Annotated in this window: 17 protein-coding genes; all 17 read right to left on the bottom strand. The window is 38.6% G+C overall.

The features are described 5' to 3' along the window. Positions 1-45: 45 nt before the first annotated feature. Complete coding sequence (locus tag MHB44_RS06140) at positions 46-312, bottom strand: stage V sporulation protein S (RefSeq protein WP_004224903.1); 267 nt, start codon at positions 310-312, stop codon at positions 46-48. Positions 313-479: 167 nt separating this feature from the next. Continuing rightward, positions 480-1,277, bottom strand: coding sequence for a TIGR00282 family metallophosphoesterase (locus MHB44_RS06135; protein ID WP_341301983.1), 798 nt, complete (start codon positions 1,275-1,277; stop codon positions 480-482). A 205-nt stretch (positions 1,278-1,482) separates the two neighbouring features. Further along, positions 1,483-3,042 (bottom strand): ribonuclease Y, encoded by a 1,560-nt coding sequence (gene rny, locus MHB44_RS06130; RefSeq protein ID WP_053993993.1) that lies wholly within the window; start codon positions 3,040-3,042, stop codon positions 1,483-1,485. Positions 3,043-3,719: 677 nt separating this feature from the next. Beyond that, a complete protein-coding gene (gene recA, locus MHB44_RS06125; RefSeq protein WP_341301982.1) occupies positions 3,720-4,781 on the bottom strand; it encodes a recombinase RecA in 1,062 nt (353 codons plus the stop codon). A 161-nt stretch (positions 4,782-4,942) separates the two neighbouring features. After that, positions 4,943-6,202 (bottom strand): competence/damage-inducible protein A, encoded by a 1,260-nt coding sequence (locus MHB44_RS06120; protein ID WP_341301981.1) that lies wholly within the window; start codon positions 6,200-6,202, stop codon positions 4,943-4,945. A gap of 17 nt (positions 6,203-6,219) precedes the next feature. After that, a complete protein-coding gene (pgsA, locus tag MHB44_RS06115) occupies positions 6,220-6,798 on the bottom strand; it encodes a CDP-diacylglycerol--glycerol-3-phosphate 3-phosphatidyltransferase (RefSeq protein ID WP_341301980.1) in 579 nt (192 codons plus the stop codon). A 47-nt stretch (positions 6,799-6,845) separates the two neighbouring features. Continuing rightward, positions 6,846-7,766, bottom strand: coding sequence for a RodZ domain-containing protein (locus MHB44_RS06110; protein ID WP_341301979.1), 921 nt, complete (start codon positions 7,764-7,766; stop codon positions 6,846-6,848). A 16-nt stretch (positions 7,767-7,782) separates the two neighbouring features. Continuing rightward, positions 7,783-8,568 (bottom strand): DUF3388 domain-containing protein, encoded by a 786-nt coding sequence (locus MHB44_RS06105; RefSeq protein ID WP_053993989.1) that lies wholly within the window; start codon positions 8,566-8,568, stop codon positions 7,783-7,785. A gap of 217 nt (positions 8,569-8,785) precedes the next feature. After that, a complete protein-coding gene (locus MHB44_RS06100) occupies positions 8,786-9,043 on the bottom strand; it encodes a DUF3243 domain-containing protein (protein WP_053993988.1) in 258 nt (85 codons plus the stop codon). Between the two features lie 44 nt (positions 9,044-9,087). Beyond that, entirely contained in the window at positions 9,088-9,816 is a 729-nt protein-coding gene (locus MHB44_RS06095; protein ID WP_341301978.1) for an SDR family oxidoreductase, read from the bottom strand. Beyond that, complete coding sequence (locus MHB44_RS06090; RefSeq protein WP_341301977.1) at positions 9,813-11,114, bottom strand: pitrilysin family protein; 1,302 nt, start codon at positions 11,112-11,114, stop codon at positions 9,813-9,815. Before MHB44_RS06090 ends, MHB44_RS06095 begins: the two co-directional genes overlap by 4 nt. After that, positions 11,111-12,382: a pitrilysin family protein gene (locus tag MHB44_RS06085; RefSeq protein WP_341301976.1), complete on the bottom strand. Its 1,272-nt coding sequence runs from the start codon at positions 12,380-12,382 to the stop codon at positions 11,111-11,113. Before MHB44_RS06085 ends, MHB44_RS06090 begins: the two co-directional genes overlap by 4 nt. Positions 12,383-12,568: 186 nt before the next feature. Continuing rightward, a complete protein-coding gene (locus MHB44_RS06080; RefSeq protein ID WP_341301975.1) occupies positions 12,569-13,528 on the bottom strand; it encodes an ABC transporter permease in 960 nt (319 codons plus the stop codon). 1 nt (position 13,529) lies between these two features. Continuing rightward, entirely contained in the window at positions 13,530-14,576 is a 1,047-nt protein-coding gene (locus tag MHB44_RS06075; RefSeq protein ID WP_341301974.1) for an ABC transporter permease, read from the bottom strand. Further along, positions 14,576-16,123 (bottom strand): ABC transporter ATP-binding protein, encoded by a 1,548-nt coding sequence (locus tag MHB44_RS06070; protein WP_341301973.1) that lies wholly within the window; start codon positions 16,121-16,123, stop codon positions 14,576-14,578. Before MHB44_RS06070 ends, MHB44_RS06075 begins: the two co-directional genes overlap by 1 nt. 413 nt (positions 16,124-16,536) lie before the next feature. After that, a complete protein-coding gene (locus tag MHB44_RS06065; protein WP_341301972.1) occupies positions 16,537-17,622 on the bottom strand; it encodes a BMP family protein in 1,086 nt (361 codons plus the stop codon). A 52-nt stretch (positions 17,623-17,674) separates the two neighbouring features. After that, complete coding sequence (locus MHB44_RS06060; protein WP_341301971.1) at positions 17,675-18,403, bottom strand: GntR family transcriptional regulator; 729 nt, start codon at positions 18,401-18,403, stop codon at positions 17,675-17,677. Positions 18,404-18,552: the final 149 nt, after the last annotated feature.

Raw genomic sequence — 18,552 nt, 5'->3', positions numbered from 1 at the left:
CTCGCCACATTATTATGTGACAAGGCATTTTAGTTCATTACTTTTTTATCGAATACGTTTTTCCACTAGCAACTTCAAAGCTGTACGTTCTTCACCAGCAATTAAAATATCGGCAAACGCTGGCGCGCAAATTAAATCCGTGCCACTTGGCGCTACAAATCCGCGTGCAATGGCCACTGCTTTCACGGCTTGGTTAAGTGCACCTGCCCCAACTGCTTGCATTTCTGCTTGCCCTTTTTCTCTGATTACCGCGACTAATGCACCTGCAACTGAATTTGGATTAGAGCGTGATGATACTTTTAATGAATCCACAATTATTCCTCCCCGTTTCGCGAATAGTGTTTACGCTCAACAACTCACGTCCCCCTTTTTGGACCTCAAGTTATTGTCCGTAGCACATTTTATGCTCCACAAGAAGGAAATAGACTAGTTTGACAAAGAAACCTACCACACTCGTTCACAAACATATTTCGACTTCTCTACCCTTGAAATGGGTAATCTTCATTAATGTAAATGCGTTCACAATAAGTAGCCTTCCCTGTTTTATCATTGATCTCTACAAAGAAGCCACTTAATACCTCGCGTCCTTTTTTCGGCACTTCAAAGCGAGATGGCATATTGGTTTGGAATTTATAAATCACACTGTCCTTTGTCATGCCTAAGATTTCATCATATGGGCCTGTCATGCCTACATCCGTAATATACGCTGTACCATTTGGATAAATTCTTGCATCGGCTGTTTGCACATGTGTATGTGTGCCAACCACTGCGGAAGCCTTGCCATCTAAGTGCCAGCCAAGCGCAATCTTTTCACTTGTCGCTTCTGCATGAAAATCCACGAAGACAAGTGGTGATATTTGATGAGCCTCTTCAATTAATTGATCTGCCATCGCAAATGGATCTTCATGCGGAGGCAAAAAGACACGACCATGTAAATTAATTACCGATAATGTCACACCGTTTTTAGAAATTTGCACCATGCCTTTCCCTGGAGCCTCACTTGAAAAGTTGGCAGGACGTATTAAATAATCTGCGTCATCAATAAAATCAAAAATATCTTTATTATCCCATGTATGATTGCCCATTGTAATGACATCTACACCCATTTGTAAAAGACTGCTATAAATATTACGAGTAATGCCACGTCCAGCTGCCGCATTTTCACCATTTGCAATGACCACATCAGGATGGAATTTCTTTTTTAAGCGAGGTAAATATTTTTCTACTGCATCTCGACCAATCGAACCCACAATATCACCAATAAATAAAACCTTCATTTTTTCAACCACTCTTTCTTTCCATTACGCCTTTTCTTCTATCATAAGGCTAGGTCATAACGCTCCTAGAATAACATTACTAATTGTAACGCTAGGAGGATAATTAAGCAAAATATAATGGCCCCCTATTGTCAATAAGGCTTTCTACTCCAGTAAAAAAGAGGCTCTCCAGATATTTATCTAAAGAAACCTCTAACTTTCAATATTATTTCGCGTACTCCACAGCACGTGTTTCGCGAATGACTGTTACTTTAATATGACCTGGATAGTCTAGTTCTTCCTCAATACGTTTGCGAATATCACGTGCAAGACGATGGGAAGCTAAGTCATCAATTTTTTCAGGTTGTACAATAATACGAATTTCACGACCTGCTTGAATCGCATAAGATTTTTCTACGCCATCATAGCTTTCTGAAATTTCCTCTAGCTTTTCAAGTCTGCGGATATAGTTTTCCAGTGTTTCACTTCGTGCACCTGGACGAGCTGCTGACAAAGCATCAGCTGCAGCCACTAATACTGCGATCACAGAAGTTGCCTCTGTATCGCCATGATGCGAAGCAATACTATTAATAACGACAGGATGTTCCTTATATTTTGTTGCTAATTCCACGCCAATTTCAACGTGACTACCTTCAACTTCATGGTCAATTGCTTTACCAATATCATGTAATAAGCCTGCACGGCGAGCTAGTGCTACATCTTCACCAAGTTCAGCAGCAAGTAAACCTGCTAAATAGGCGACTTCAATTGAATGTTTTAAGACATTTTGCCCATAACTTGTACGATATTTCATGCGACCTAAAATTTTCATTAAATCAGGATGTAGATTATGAATACCAATTTCAAATGTTGTTTGCTCACCTGTTTCACGGATTTGTTCATCCACTTCACGACGAGCTTTTTCAACCATTTCCTCTATGCGAGCAGGGTGAATACGGCCGTCCTGTACAAGTTTTTCAAGTGCAAGTCGAGCTGTCTCACGACGAATTGGGTCAAAGCCTGATAAAATAACCGCCTCTGGCGTATCATCAATAATCAAATCAATGCCAGTCAATGTTTCCAATGTGCGTATATTACGGCCTTCACGACCTATAATACGGCCTTTCATTTCATCGTTTGGCAAGTTCACAACAGATACCGTTGTTTCTGCTACGTGATCCGCTGCAAAACGTTGTAATGCCAATGATAAAATTTCACGCGCTTTTTTATCGGAGTCTTCCTTCGCACGTGTTTCAGCTTCCTTCGTCATCACTGCAATATCCGTTGCTAGCTCTTTTTCTACTTCATTTAAGATAATTGTTTTTGCTTCATCTCTTGTTAAAGCAGAAATACGTTCTAGCTCTGTTTTTTGTGATGCAACGAGCTCGTCCACTTTGCTCTCCATCTGTTCAATATGCTGTTGTCTTTCAGCTAGAGCATGTTCTTTACGCTCTAAGCCTGCTTCTCTCTTATTTAGAGTATCATCCTTGCGGTCAAGATTCTCTTCTCTTTGCAATAAACGGTTCTCTTGTTTTTGAAGTTCTAAACGACGTTCACGAATGTCATTTTCTGCTTCAGTACGAAATTTGTGAGTTTCATCTTTGGCTTCAAGTAGTGCTTCTTTTTTCATTGCCTCCGCTTGTCGTTTTCCTTCTTCAACGATTGTTTCAGCAACATGTTTAGCACCAGTGATTTTTGAGTCATTCACTTTTTTCATGTAGATATAGCTAACAGCGGCACCAACGATGAGTCCAAGCAAAGCGGAGATGATAGTAATTCCATCCATATGAACACCTCCTCTTGCTATTTGGGTAATACAGTTTCAGTCGGCGCATACATCAATATTATCCTTCGTGAAAAAACGTAGGATTTTTGTTACGCTTACATAACATCCATTCTATCCACAAAGGCTGTATCTTCATCCAGTAGATATTTAGTAAGGAATCACAACGTTAGGCCCTTCATTAGGAAGCTCTGAAAGTTGTAATTTCTCTTTTATTAAAATAGTTATTTAATGAAGATATAATCAAATGTACTGCCTATTTAAAGTCATAATTCAGAAATTATACATATTTTATTGTATAGCTAGCCTCAAGCTCTGTCAAGGATAGTCGGGCGTCTGTTCGCCTTCATAAAGAAAAAAGTAAGTCCTATCCATTCGCTGAATATTTTTCCTATTACTTTTACACTAGAAAATATTTTATGCTTTCTAGTATTTATTTAAAACCAGTACATAAGAAATATTCCCAAGAGATATGGCGGCTATTTCATACAAAAGTATGTGTGAAGTCATTTTGGTGTTGCCCTTACTTTATTCTATACAAAAATTCAATAATATAGACAATATAGCTGGCGCATGAATCTTCATTCCATTTCTTTGCTTGTAACCTTGCGCACTGCTAGAAGCCCCTATAACTAAAAATGCATTGCTCTTACCTTTAGCGTAAGAGCAATGCATTAATCCTATTCTTCTTCGAGAAGTGACAGTAATTCTTCATCCATTTCTTCCTCTTCATGTGCAGCAATTGTATAAGAAGCAGCAGCAATACCATAGGAAGAGCGAATTTTGTTAGCGATTTCCTCCATTACGGCAGGATGTTCTTTTAAATATTGTTTCGCATTTTCTCGGCCTTGACCTAAACGCTCATCTCCATATGCGTACCAAGAACCACTTTTTTGCACAATATCTAATTCTACACCTAAATCGACTGTTTCGCCCTCTTTAGAAATCCCTTCTCCATACATAATATCTACCTCTGCTGTACGGAAAGGTGGAGCTACTTTATTTTTCACAATTTTTACCTTTGTGCGGTTACCCATAATATCATTGCCTTGCTTAATTGCCTCTGCACGACGCACCTCTAAACGCACAGAGCTGTAGAATTTAAGCGCACGTCCACCCGGTGTTGTCTCTGGATTACCAAACATCACACCAATTTTTTCACGAATTTGGTTAATAAAAATAGCAATTGTTTTCGATTTATTAATCGCTCCTGAAAGTTTACGTAAAGCTTGTGACATTAAACGAGCTTGTAAACCGACATGAGAATCACCCATATCTCCTTCAATTTCTGCTTTTGGCACTAATGCTGCGACAGAGTCAATAACAATAATGTCAATCGCTCCACTGCGTACTAGAGCTTCTGCGATTTCAAGTGCCTGTTCTCCTGTATCTGGCTGTGATAATAGTAGCTCATCAATATTAACCCCTAATTTTTGTGCATAAATTGGGTCCAGCGCATGCTCAGCATCGATAAATGCTGCTTGTCCACCTGACGCTTGCACTTCAGCAATCGCATGGAGCGCAACAGTTGTTTTACCTGATGATTCAGGACCATATACTTCGATAATACGTCCACGTGGATAACCACCTACGCCTAATGCTGCATCAAGTGCTAACGATCCGCTTGAAGATGTCGCAATTTCTAAATCGGTTTTTTCCCCAAGCTTCATGATGGAACCTTTCCCAAAATTCTTTTCAATTTGTTTTAGCGCCTGTTCTAAGGCTGCTTTACGATCACTCATTCATTTTCCTCCTTCGAAAACTGTTCATTGTTTTTCTCTATCTCTACTATACTTGCTTTTAAGAAATCACGCAAGAAAAAAGCGAACATTTATTCGTTTATTCTTCAAAATAAAAATTTGGATAGTTTTCTTCTACCCAAATTCCTACTTTTCATCTTATTTTAATAACGCTTTTTATAGCCACGCTCTTCTAACTGTTGCATTAAATAATGACAGGCAAATTTCACTGCGCGCAGTCGATTCGTATTCCGCATACCAGATAGGTGTAGTAAATATGTAAGAGGCTTTTCATCATTAATGGCAATACCAATCCAAACTGTACCTACTGGCTGATGATCATGTGCTGTGGGACCTGCTTCTCCTGTAAGACCAATCCCAATATTTGTAGCAAATTTTTCACGCACAGCACTTGCCATTGCCGCTGCACACTCGCTACTTACCACACCATGTGTATCAATTAGTTTTTGTGCAATGCCGAGCTGTTTTACTTTCGCATCAGCTGTATAGGTAACAACGCCTCCTATCAGCGCATTGCCTACCCCAGGAATTTCCGCAAGCTCAGATTGAAATAACCCAGCTGTTAAACTTTCCGCAGCAGCAATTGTTAGCTCATTATCCAGCAGCATTTCAACCGTTTTGGAGGCAAGCGAATCATCATTGACACCATATTGATAGTTACCCACAAGTGCCTGTATCTCTGCAACTTTGGCGTCAATCAGCTGCTGTGCTTGCTGCTCTGTTTGTGCCTTAGCTGTTACACGCAATGTTACCTCTCCATCTGAGGCGAGTGGTGCAACAGTTGGATTTGTTTGTCTATCTAAAATATCTTGAACACGAACTTCAAGCTCTGCTTCACCAATTCCATAAAAGCGCATAACATGAGAAGCAATCGTTCCCCCATCATTAAGCATGGCAGCGAGCTTTGGCTTTGCCTCAAATTGGAACATTGGCTCTAGCTCTTTTGGTGGTCCTGGCAATAAAATATAAGTGCGGTGATCCTTTTTAAAAATCATGCCAGGCGCCATTCCATGATGATTTGCTAACACTTCACTTCCTGTTAAAACCAATGCCTGTTTACGATTATTGTCCGTCATTGAACGGCCTCGTTTAGCAAAAAATTGCTCAATATACGTTAAGGCAACTTCGTCCATTTCAAGCTGGACACCAACATGACGAGCGATTGTTTCCTTTGTTAAATCATCCTTCGTAGGACCAAGCCCTCCCGAAAAAATAATTAAATCTGCACGGGACTCGGCCACTTCAATAGCCTGTTCTAAACGTTTAGCATTATCGCCCACTACAGTATGGTAAAAAACATTTATGCCTAGCTCAGAAAGCTGGCTCGAGATAAATTTTGCATTTGTATTCGTAATTTGACCTAATAATAGTTCAGAGCCAACTGCAAGAATTTCAGCATTCATGATACACAAGACCTTTCTTATTTAGACTCAAGTAACACACGTCGATTTAGATAGAAGTAATCCCATCCAGACCAAAGTGTAAAGAACAATGCAATATAAAGCATAATCATGTCAAAAGGAATACCAATAAGTGTAAAGATTGTATTGTGTAAAAGAGCTGCTGCAATCGCTACAATTTGTGCCCATGTTTTTATTTTTCCTAGCTGATTGGCAGCAACGACTTCTCCCCCACCTGCCAAAATTAGTCGCAAACCTGTTACGGCAAATTCACGGCTAATAATAAGAATGATGATCCAAGCTGGTGCCATCTTTAGTTCTACCATTAGAATAAAAGCTGCTGATACCAGCAATTTATCAGCAAGCGGATCTAAAAATTTCCCAAATGTTGTGACAAGATTATATTTACGTGCATAATAACCATCCACCCAATCCGTTGTGGAAGCTAGGATAAAAATAAGTGCTCCTACAAAATGATGAACTGGCATCACTGCACCAAACAATGTTAATGTTCCCCAACCAAAATCAAACATCATCACAATAACAAAAAAAGGAATAAGCAAGATTCGAGAGATGGTAATTTTATTTGGAATGTTCATTTTTCTAACACCTTTCATGATGAAAGAAAGTAGCCACCCCAGGATGACTACTGTTCTTTATTGAAATTGATGACGATATTTTGCGTGACAATTTGCTGTGCATACGTTAGAGGCTCGTCATTAATAAAGATTTTAGCCTGCGTTGAATTACCAAGGCGAATACGCACATAGCTTTCAGCAGTGGCATCAAACTCGACTACTTCTCCAGCATTATAGACATCTGTTCTCTCCAATAACTCCTGTTGCTGTTGGTTACGAATTCCAATAAATGTAGGACCTGAAACTTCAATGCGAATTTTGAGTGCATCTGTACCTGTTAACGTATAAGAAGTTGTTGCTCCGTCTGCTTCAACAGTACCCGCGGAAATTGTTTGCTTTGTTTCTTCATCTTCAGGTTGTTCTTCATCGGCTGATGTTTCTTCTGGAGTATTTGTATCCTGTTTATCACCTGTCTGAGCATCTTTATTGTCTTTTTTATCTTTCTCGCTATCAATTGGTTTGACTTGCGTATCGTATTCCATTTCAGGCGTTGAATTGTCAACCTCTGGCGAACCTGAGCTATTTCTGGATTGCCATAACACCCATATTGCCACAATAATCACAACAATAAATAAAGCGACAATAATTTTTGGCATAGCCTCCATTAATTTATTGGAAGGACCCTTTGTTACCTTGCGTCTGCTAGGACTATTTGTTATGGATTGGCTTACTTGATCGTTTGGTGTACTTGGCAGTTCATTTTTATAAGTCTCTAAAATTTCTTCTGCGTTTAAACCAACAGCCTCCGCATATTGTTTAATAAAAGCCCGTACATAAAACGAACCAGGCATAATGGAATAATTGCCCTCTTCAATTCCTACTAAATAACGTTTTTGAATTTTCGTTATTTCCTGTAAATCGTCTAAACTGTAGCCTTTAGACAGTCTCGCCTCTTTCAGTCGAGTCCCTAATTCTGCCACTAATAACACCTACTTTAACATCAAATTAAAAATTAAATCCTCCAAATGAATCAGATTCGGACATATGATTTTTTTCCATTATTTCATAAGTAATTTCTTCATCATTGTGATGACGTAGTTCAATAATATAGTCAAAATCTTCTATTTTATATTCTGAATGCTGAACAAACATATCAGGATGCTCTACTACTTTGATACACGGCATATTCATCATTTCACGCACTAACTGCATGTGACGCTCATCGGATGAACGACGTGTCACAATACCGTCTAATATAAAGATATTATTACTACTAAATTCATCTCCCACAAGCTTATTACGAACGGTTTGCTTAATCATTGTGGAGGATAAGAAAATCCACTTTTTATTGGCACAAACACTTGCTGCAACAACTGACTCCGTTTTTCCCACACGCGGCATGCCACGTATACCAATCAGCTTATGTCCCTCTTTTTTAAAGAGTTCAGCCATAAAATCGACTAAAATCCCAAGTTCGTCTCGTACAAAGTGGAAGGTGTTTTTTTCATCCGCATCTCGAGGAATATAATGACCATGTCTAAGTGCTAAACGGTCTCGAAGTTTCGGTTGTCGAAATTTGGTTACGTTAATATGTTCCATTGTCGAAACAATTGTCCGAAAACGTTCAATTGCTTCATCATTATCTGTATGCACTAACATACCACGTCGATCCTCATCAACGCCATTTATTGATATAATATTGACACGAAGCATCCCTAAAAGTGAAGCAATATCTCCTAATAATCCAGGGCGATTCACCTGAATTTCATATTCAAAGTACCAATCGCTCAAACACACTCGTTCCCTTCCTATTAGTTAACGTAAAAAATCCTTTATAAGTTCCATCATAGCTGATTTTTTATGTAATGGAAAGTTAGAATGCATGGAATTACAGCGTTATTTTAAAAAACATACTAATTTTTTTAGAGGCGTATTAGATAGGCTTACATACGTTCCCGTTTTTAGTGAAAATGTATAGAAAAAAGAGGAGATTGGCTCTCCTCTTTTTTTACTGTACATGTTTATTTTGTACAAGCTTTACGACACAATTCGCCAATGCATGCTTTTCATCTTCAGAGGCAACGCCCCATAAATCCGACAACACACGCTCTTGCTCATTTTTAGGATCGACATTTGCAGCTAAATATTCACCAATTTGTACAGCAGCTTGTTGAATCATTTGCTTTGGCATACCGCTTGATTCTGCCTGCATCACATTTTGTCCTAAAAACGATGTCCATTTTTGCCAGTTTTCTAAAATGGTCATATGCTCCTCCTCCTTTACACATGTAGTATGTGCAAAGGACAGTATTATATGTACCAACCACCATTTAATCGAAGAATTTGTCCTGTTACATAATCAGCCTTCCCTGACAAATAAAAACGTACCATTTCAGCTATGTCCTTTGTTTGTCCAATCTCGCCTAGTGGAATATCTTCTAAAATATAATCGAGTTCCTCTTGACTTAAATGGCTGTTCATAGATGTATTGATAAAACCTGGAGCAATTGCATTCACTCTGATACGAGATAATGCAGCCTCTTTTGCAAAGGATTTAACAAAGGCATGCTGTGCCCCTTTGACAGTCGCATAAAGTGCTTCTCCTGCTGAGCCTGCTTCTCCCCAAATAGAGCCAATAAATAGCACATAACTAACAGCATGTTTGCGAAGTTTGCCAGCAAGTAGAGCTGTTAGTCGCATGGGGTTTTGTACATGAACGCGCCATAAGGCATCCATATCCTCCACGGCTGTTTCCTCCAGCAATGCATAATGTGCTTGCCCATTTGCAAAAACAATAGCTTGCACATTAAAAATCTGCGCAGCTACCATGTCAGCACCAGTGGATGTTGAAAAATCTCCCTGTACAAGCATAAACTCTTGTGCAGGGAAATTATTCGACAGAAAATCGTATAAAGCCTGTGCTGCTGGAAGATTTTGCGAATAATGCATATAGAGGGACCAGCCATCTTCCGCTAAACTTCGACAAATAGCGTGACCAATCTCACCCGATGCACCTAATACAAGCGCAAACTTTTTCACTGTGCAGCCTGATTAGTTGGTAAAATTTTGAATATAGTTTGTTGAGATTCACCTTGAATCGAAGCAAAAGCCTTATGCAAATCATCAGTCGTTAATTCTTCGAGGACTGGGACTACATCAAATAAATTCATGTCATTAAATGAATAACGTGTAAATTGGTTTGCAATAAACTCAATCGAATTGAGTGCACGTAAGAAGAAGCCGATTTTTTTACGCTTTATTCGCTCTAAATCAGCACTTTCAAACTTAGCATCTCCCTCATATTTTGCTAATTCTGCTATAATGGCCTGTGCCAATTGATTCGGCTCTGTTGAATCAGATCCAATCATAGCAAAGCCAAAGCCCTTTTCTAATGTAAAATCAAAGGCATAGGTTTCGTCAATTAAGCCTGCTTCATAAACATGTTCATAAAAATTAGAGGTACGTCCAAAGATAAGCTCAAGTGCAATCTGAACAGCTAGCTCATGTTTCAACATGTCGCGACCTGATAAATTTGTTTCTTTTGCCTTTAGGCCAACATATACCTTAGGCTTTTGTACATCCATATTTAATGTACGTTCTTTAATGGCTACCTCTGAGGGCTCTTTGTCAAAGAAGCGTTGAATGGATGTAGGTTCAGAGAATTCTTTTTTCCCTTGATTTTCACGAATAAAGGTCATCATTTCCTCTGGATCTACTGCCCCAATTACAAATAGTAACATATTGGATGGATGGTAAAATGTATTGTAGCATGTATATAAATGGTCTGCTGTAATCCCATCAATGGATTCAATTGTCCCAGCGATATCAATTTTCACAGGATGCTGATGGTACATATTTTCGATTGTCCCAAAATATAAACGCCAATCAGGCTGGTCATCATACATGGTAATTTCTTGCCCAATAATACCCTTTTCCTTGTTAACAGTCGCCTCTGTAAAGTATGGCTTCTGGACAAAATTTAATAATGTCTCTGTACTTTTATAAATATGATCTGTGGATGAAAATAAATAAGCCGTACGTGTAAATGATGTAAAGGCATTGGCAGAAGCACCATATTCGCTAAATTTCTGAAAAACATCGCCGTCTTCTTTTTCAAACATTTTATGCTCTAAAAAATGAGCAATACCATCTGGTACTGTTACGCTTTCCGTTTCCCCAATTGGCACAAACGTACGATCAACAGAGCCATATTTAGTTGTAAATGTTACAAAGGTTTTTGAAAAACCTTTTTTCGGTAAAATATAAACGTCTAAGCCATTCGCTAGCTTTTCATAATAAAGTGTTTCATCTAATTGCTTAAATTCAATTGTCTTCATTGGGCGGCTTGCTCCTTTCCATATAAGAAATAGACCGCTTCAAGCTGCACTTGCTTTGCCATCTCCACAACATCTTCCTTTGTTACAGCTTTCCACTTATTCGCCCAAGCTTCCACAGAGAACTCCTCGGGTAAATTTTTATATTGATCAAAAATTTCAATTTGTCCACGTGCAGAATCTAAGGATTCCTTTAACTGATTCGTCAGCATTGCCTTTGTTTGCTCCAGCTCTAAATCTGAAATAGTTCCTGTCTGCATAGCAACTAATTGTTCTTTAATTAATGACAATGCTTTTTCTTCATTTTTAGCCTCAATACCAGAAACCACAAAAATTAAACCATAATGTGAGGCATAGGCACTTGAGGCATAATAAGCCAAGCTTTCTTTTTCACGGACATTCATAAATAATTTAGCATGTGGATAGCCGCCAAAAATACCATTAAAAATTTGCATTTTGGCAAAGTCTGGATCACCGAATTTAACGACTGTACTAAAGCCAATATGCAATTTCCCTTGCTTCATCTCATGCTGTTCTCTTACATAATCATTGTCAGGGTGCTGTTGTGGCAACACTGCTGGCACTTCCTCTGGTGTGCGGTCTTTAAATGGTAGCGCTTGCTGTAATTTTGCTACAATTTCTGCTTCATTAATATCGCCAGCGACATAAATATCTATTTTATCATCAGCAAGCATGGATTGATATGCTTTAAATAGCGAGTCAGGTGTAATTTTTCGAATTTCCTCTACACTACCATTTGCTGAAATAGAGGCCGGCTCATTCGGTCTTAAAATTTGTTGCAAACGAACCTGTGCAAAACGAGATTTATCATCAAAAATCGATTCAATACGTTGAATAACGGTCTGCTTCTCACGTTCTACAATGGATTCCTTAAAGACACCATTTTCTAAATTCGGCTCAAAAATTGCTGTGTGTAATAAATCAAGTACATGGTTTAACACACTTGTATTGGCTAAATAATGATCATTCACAGTCTCTATATTCATCAGCACTGTATGTTCATTGCCACGCTTTGATGTATCAAAATATAACACAGTGCCATACAAGTCGTCTAAAAAGCTTCGAAAAGCAGCCGTTGTCTTATATTTAGCATTACTGTGCTGTAGTACATTTGTTAATACTGTACGTTCTGATGCACTTTTAGCTGTTAATGCTCTTCTCCATTTAATTGAAAAATTTACAGTTTTAAATTGGGTTGTTTGTCGGATATGCAAATTGACACCTTTTGCAAAAGGTATTGTTTTAAACATATAAAACCCTCCTATCCTTCTTAATATAACGATGTACTACACATACTATACATGTCTATTGTCTATAATTGCAAAAAGAATCCAAAGTATGTATGGAAAAATTAAAAAATACACTGTACTAGCTAAGTTGACATAGCAAAAAGACTGAGCATCTTTCGCTCAGTCTTTTAAAGAGTGACCTTGTTCCTAGCGTTTCCCTTTAATATAAGGTTGTCCACTTGCTTTTGGTGCATTTGCTTTACCAATAAAGCCTGCTAATGCAAAAATCGTTAGCACATATGGTAAAATTTGCAGATAAACAGCTGGCACATTTTCAATAAATGGAATTTGACTTCCTGCAATACTTAATGTTTGGGCCAAACCAAAGAATAAAGCTGCACCTAATGCCCCAATTGGATGCCATTTCCCGAAAATCATTGCAGCAATGGCCATAAAGCCTTGGCCTGCAATTGTTGCATGTGAGAAATCACTTGTAATGGATTGAGCGTATACTGCACCACCGAGACCACCTAATGCCCCTGAAATAACAACAGCAATATAACGCATTCTATTAACATTAATCCCCATTGTGTCTGCTGCCATTGGATGCTCACCAACTGCGCGAAGACGTAAACCAAATGGTGTTTTATAGATGATAAACCATGCACCAATCGCTACTGCAAAGGCTAAAATGGATGTACTGTAAACATCACGGAATAATAACGGACCAAGGAATGGAATATCCTCTAAATAAGGGATCCCAAAACGGCCGATTGGTCGCGTAATCATATCTGTTTGACCTTTATCATAAATCATTTTTACTAAAAAGACAGAAACCGCTAAACCTAATAAGTTAATAGCTACCCCTGATACCGTTTGGTCGGCACGGAAGGAAATCGAAGCAACTGCATGGAAAAGAGAGAAAATCCCGCCAATTACAACAGCTGCTAACATTGCTACCCAAATCGTTGCTGCCCCTAATGATGAGGCAAATTCTAAATTGACATAAATCCCAACAAAAGCCCCAATAATCATTAAGCCTTCTAGCCCGATGTTGACAACACCAGAGCGTTCAGAGAATACACCGCCGATAGCTGTAAATATCAAAGGTGTTGCAAAAAAGATTGCCGAAGGGATGATGAAATATAACATTTCTAAAAAGCTCATGTTATTGTCCCTCCTTTTTCTTGCTCAGCTTCTGTAAGCCTACTCGAATAATGTAACCTGATGCAACGAAGAAAATAATTAATGCGATAATAATCGAGACAATTTCTTCTGGAATACCTGCAGCATTTGGCATATTAAGAGCGCCATATTTCAATGAACCGAACAGAGAAGCCCCAAATATTACCCCAAGTGGCGTATTTGCACCAAGTAGGGCAACAGCGATTCCATCAAAGCCAATTCCTGTAAAGCCTGGTTTAATCGATGCGTTTTGGAAAGTACCTAACGCCTCCATTGCACCCCCAAGACCTGCAAACATACCTGAAATCGTCATCGCTAAAATAATATTTTTATTGACACTCATCCCTGCATAATCAGCAGCATTTTTATTAAAACCTACCGCTTTTAACTCATACCCACGTGTTGTTTTTTCTAAAATAAACCACATCACGACTACCATTAAAATTGCAACAATGATCCCATAGTGAAGGCTTGAGTTGTCTGTAAGCTCCCTTAAAAATGGAGAACGTAATGAAGCCGACTCAAGAACACGTTCTGTTTTAAAGCCACCATCTGACAATTTTTTAATCACTGCATTCGCAATATATAGTGCCGTATAGTTCAGCATAATCGTCGCAATAACTTCATGAACTTTAAATTTCGCTTTTAAGAAACCTGCAATAAAGGCCCAAAACGCACCTGCAGCTGCTGCAGCAAGCAATGCTAATGGTAAGTGAATGACTTTAGGTAATTCAAAAGCATATCCTACCCAAGCTGCGGCTAGCCAACCTAAAATCAGCTGACCTTCAACACCGATATTGAACAGCCCAGTACGGAAGGCAAATGCTACTGCAAGACCTGCTAATATATACGGTGTAATTTGACGAATTGTGTTCCCGATTGAATATGAATCTCCAAAAATACCTGTCCAAAGAGCGATATAACCTTGTATTGGATCATAGCCACTCACTACCATAACGATAGCGCCTACAATTAAACCGATAATAATAGAGATGATAGGAACGAGGATATTAATGACACGATTTGGCATTAGTCGTTCCCCTCCTTCGCACCCTGCTTGTTATTTTTTTTACTTTGCCCTGCCATTAGTAAGCCAAGCTCTTGTTCTGTTGTTTCCTTTGGATTTAACTCATCGACAATTTGTCCATCATAAATAACAGCAATACGATCTGATACATTCATAACCTCATCTAATTCAAATGAGATTAACAGAACAGCTTTTCCTTTATCACGCTGCTCAATCAGACGAGAGTGAATAAATTCAATAGCCCCTACATCGAGACCACGCGTTGGTAAAGCCGCAATTAATAAATCTGGGTTTCGATCTATTTCGCGACCAATAATCGCCTTTTGTTGGTTACCACCAGATAGTGCGCGTGCTGGTGTCATTTCACCATTTCCTGTACGCACATCATATTCTTTAATGATTTGACGAGCTTTCTCTGATACTTTTTTATAATCTATCACAAAGCCTTTAGCGATTGGTGCCTGATAATATGTTTGCAACACAATATTATGACCAATCGGGAAATCTAATACCAAGCCATGCTTATGACGGTCTTGAGGAATATGGCCAATGCCTTCCTCTGTAATTTTACGAGGCTTCATGTTTGTAATATCTTGCCCGTTTAGCTTGACAGAACCACTTTTAATTTTACGTAGACCTGTAATGGCCTCAATTAACTCAGACTGACCATTCCCATCAATACCAGCAATACCTACGATTTCACCTTTGCGAACATTTAAATTAAGACCTTTTACTTTATCAATATTGCGGTAATCCGTTACAACTAAATTCTCAATGGCTAGCACTTCTTCCGCTGGGTTGGCATCTATTTTTTTCGTTTTAAATTCAACCTGACGCCCAACCATCATTTCAGCAAGCTGATTAGGATTTGTGTTAGCGGTTACAACTGTGCCGATGCCTTCACCTTTACGAATAATTGTGACACGATCAGATACTTCCATAATTTCCTTCAGCTTATGGGTAATTAAAATAATGGATTTCCCCTCTGCAATAAGGCGACGCATAATTTGAATTAACTCAGTAATTTCTTGCGGTGTTAAGGATGCTGTTGGTTCATCAAAAATTAAAATTTCAGCACCACGATATAATGTTTTCAAAATTTCAACACGTTGCTGCATCCCAACTGTAATATCTTCAATTTTGGCATATGGATCAACATCTAAGCCATATTTTTCCGAAAGAGCTTGTACCTTCTTTGCCGCATCCTTGATATTAACAATGCCCATTTTAGTAGGCTCAGAACCTAAAATAATATTCTCTGTTACTGTAAAGTTTTCTACCAACATAAAGTGTTGATGCACCATACCAATTCCTAAATCATTGGCAACATTCGGGTTTGTAATTTTAACAGCCTTCCCACGAACACGGATTTCGCCACCCTCTGGTTGATACAAACCAAAAAGGACGTTCATTAAAGTCGATTTACCTGCACCATTTTCACCTAGCAATGCATGGATTTCGCCTTGTTTCAGTTGGAGGGTGATGTTATCATTCGCCACGAACTGTCCGAATTCTTTACGGATGCCTAGCATTTCAATCACATATTCCAATTTTGTCACTCCCTTAATAGGCACTATAATAAGTAATTTTGCCTTAGCGCATACAATGACTGATGGTACAGATTAGCAATACATCCAGTGCTTGAAATGGATAAGGCTTCGCAAGTTTGTCGCTTATATGTAGCACTGGCTACCAAACACTTGCGCCTTCTTTCATTATCAGAGGCTATACTTTATTCACTGATTTAACCCCACCTATAGAGGTAGGTGTTTTGCTAAATTAATACAGGAAAAGTCATCGTTGAAACCTTTCTTCTATTAATTTGTTCCCATCAATATTTTTTATTATGACTACCTCTATACGGTCAGCAGATAGAGAATTGCAAATAATCTAAATATAACGATAGATTGAAAAATCATCATAAGGTCCTCCAAGAAGTCCCCTATGATGATCAAAAGATGAATTATTTTTCCACTTTTTCTGGAACGACAATTTCACCCTTAGCAATTTTTTCTTTATATTCATCGATTACTTTTTGTACATCTTCTGGAATCGCACCACGAGAATCTGCAAGCTTAACGCCATCTTCAGCTAAGCCGTATACAAGTGTTTCTCCACCTGGGAATTCACCATTTTTTGCTTTATTTGAAATATCAACTACTGCTGTATTAACACCTTTTAACATAGAAGTTAATGTAACGTTTGTTTGGTCATCCACTTTACCTTCTTCGTATTGGTCAGCATCTACACCGATTACCCAAATATTTGCATTAGGATCTTTTTTCTTACGTTCTTTTGCTTCAGAGAACACACCATTACCAGTTGCACCAGCAGCGTGGAAGATTACATCAACACCTGAAGAATACATGCTGTTTGCTGTAATTTTACCAACATCCGCTTTATCGAATGCACCTGTGTATTTATCTTCGATCACGATATCAGGGTTTACAGCTTTTGCCCCTTCGATAAACCCAGCTTCAAAGCGATTAATAACGGGAATATCTACGCCACCTACAAAACCAATTTTACCTGATTGTGACATTTTAGCAGCTGCTACACCTGCTAAGAACGCACCCTCTTGCTCTTTGAATAGTACTGATACAACGTTATCTGCCGGTACTTCCGCATCAATAATCGCAAATTGACCATCTGGATTTTCATCCGCAATAGCAGCCATAGCGTCTTCCATCATATAACCAATACCGAAAATTAAATTAAAGTCACGACGTAATAATGCATTTAAGTTTGCATCATAATCTGCATCTGATTTTGATTGTAAGTAGTCAAAACCACCGTCACCTTTTGATAAACCGTGTTCTTTACCGTAAGCTTGAACACCTTCCCATGCAGATTGGTTGAATGATTTGTCATCCACGCCACCTACGTCCGTAACCATTGCTACTGAGAAAGCCTCTTCTGTATTGTTATTACCTGAAGCATTATCATTGTCTTTTGCAGGTTTTTCGTCGTCTTTTGCACCACATGCACCTAAAATAGCACTTGCCGCTAATACTGATGTTAATACTAAACCAAATTTACGTTTTTTCATGTTTTAACCCCCCAAAGGTATTGTAATTAGCAGGAAAAAATTTAGAAATGTTCTACACCCGTTTACGAACTACATGGAAGCTGAATTTATCAGCTCGGAAATAATTTTTTGAATAAAGCACTACTTGATCATGCTCATCGTAATGCAATTGTTTTAATACTAAAAGCGCTGTTTCACGTCCACAGTCTAAAATCGGTGAAGCTTGCTCATGATAGCCAACTGGATCAATATAGGTAATTGCATAGGCAACATGAATTTTCCCAGATTGTTCGAGAGCAGAGAACAGTGAAACTTCTTTTTTGTCAACAAAGTCAGTAGGCAAGAAGCGTGCTGGTAGTCTATCTATACAGTAAACTACTGGCTCACCATCCGCTGTTCTGACACGTTCAATTGTGAGTATTTTATCTTCGTCATCACATTGGAAGCGTTTTAAATCTTCCTCAGAAGGAATGTGCTCAGCCGCCTTTAAAAAACGCGAACCCGGCTCCATACCCGCTGCCTCGATCATAGAAGAAATGCTTGATAACTGCTCAATGCCTGATGTAAACAACGGCTTAGGATTGACAAAAGTCCCAACCCCGTGTCGGCGCACAATTACATTTTCTTCTTCCAACAGTCGAAGTGCTTCTCTAAGTGTTGCTCGACTGACTCCTAGTGATTTCGATAATTCAAATTCTGAAGGCAGCTTTTCATTTTCCTTAAAAATGCCAGCCTCAATATCAGATTTTAAACGATCGATTACTTGAAGATAGAGATGACGATGATCTGCTTTAATAGTCACATATATCACCACCAAAATCAGAGATCAGACATCTGATGTACAACATTCCTACTAATCGTTCATAAATATAACACTTTTACATCATGAAATAAATAGTTTTGCATAAAATCTGTTATAGAATTCATTCATTTTTAATTTCTATTACAAAT

This window comes from Lysinibacillus sp. FSL H8-0500, assembly GCF_038051955.1.
Lineage (GTDB): Bacteria > Bacillota > Bacilli > Bacillales_A > Planococcaceae > Lysinibacillus > Lysinibacillus macroides.
This window is presented reverse-complemented; position numbering and strand designations above follow the sequence as displayed.

What these genes read in the sequence shown, in the direction of transcription:
- MHB44_RS06135 (WP_341301983.1), bottom strand. Translation starts at nt 1,277, where the DNA reads ATGAAGGTTTTATTTATTGGTGATATTGTGGGTTCGATTGGTCGAGAT.
- rny (WP_053993993.1), bottom strand. Translation starts at nt 3,042, where the DNA reads ATGGATGGAATTACTATCATCTCCGCTTTGCTTGGACTCATCGTTGGT.
- recA (WP_341301982.1), bottom strand. Translation starts at nt 4,781, where the DNA reads ATGAGTGATCGTAAAGCAGCCTTAGAACAGGCGCTAAAACAAATTGAA.
- MHB44_RS06120 (WP_341301981.1), bottom strand. Translation starts at nt 6,202, where the DNA reads ATGAATGCTGAAATTCTTGCAGTTGGCTCTGAACTATTATTAGGTCAA.
- pgsA (WP_341301980.1), bottom strand. Translation starts at nt 6,798, where the DNA reads ATGAACATTCCAAATAAAATTACCATCTCTCGAATCTTGCTTATTCCT.
- MHB44_RS06100 (WP_053993988.1), bottom strand. Translation starts at nt 9,043, where the DNA reads ATGACCATTTTAGAAAACTGGCAAAAATGGACATCGTTTTTAGGACAA.
- MHB44_RS06090 (WP_341301977.1), bottom strand. Translation starts at nt 11,114, where the DNA reads ATGAAGACAATTGAATTTAAGCAATTAGATGAAACACTTTATTATGAA.
- MHB44_RS06085 (WP_341301976.1), bottom strand. Translation starts at nt 12,382, where the DNA reads ATGTTTAAAACAATACCTTTTGCAAAAGGTGTCAATTTGCATATCCGA.
- MHB44_RS06080 (WP_341301975.1), bottom strand. Translation starts at nt 13,528, where the DNA reads ATGAGCTTTTTAGAAATGTTATATTTCATCATCCCTTCGGCAATCTTT.
- MHB44_RS06075 (WP_341301974.1), bottom strand. Translation starts at nt 14,576, where the DNA reads ATGCCAAATCGTGTCATTAATATCCTCGTTCCTATCATCTCTATTATT.
- MHB44_RS06065 (WP_341301972.1), bottom strand. Translation starts at nt 17,622, where the DNA reads ATGAAAAAACGTAAATTTGGTTTAGTATTAACATCAGTATTAGCGGCA.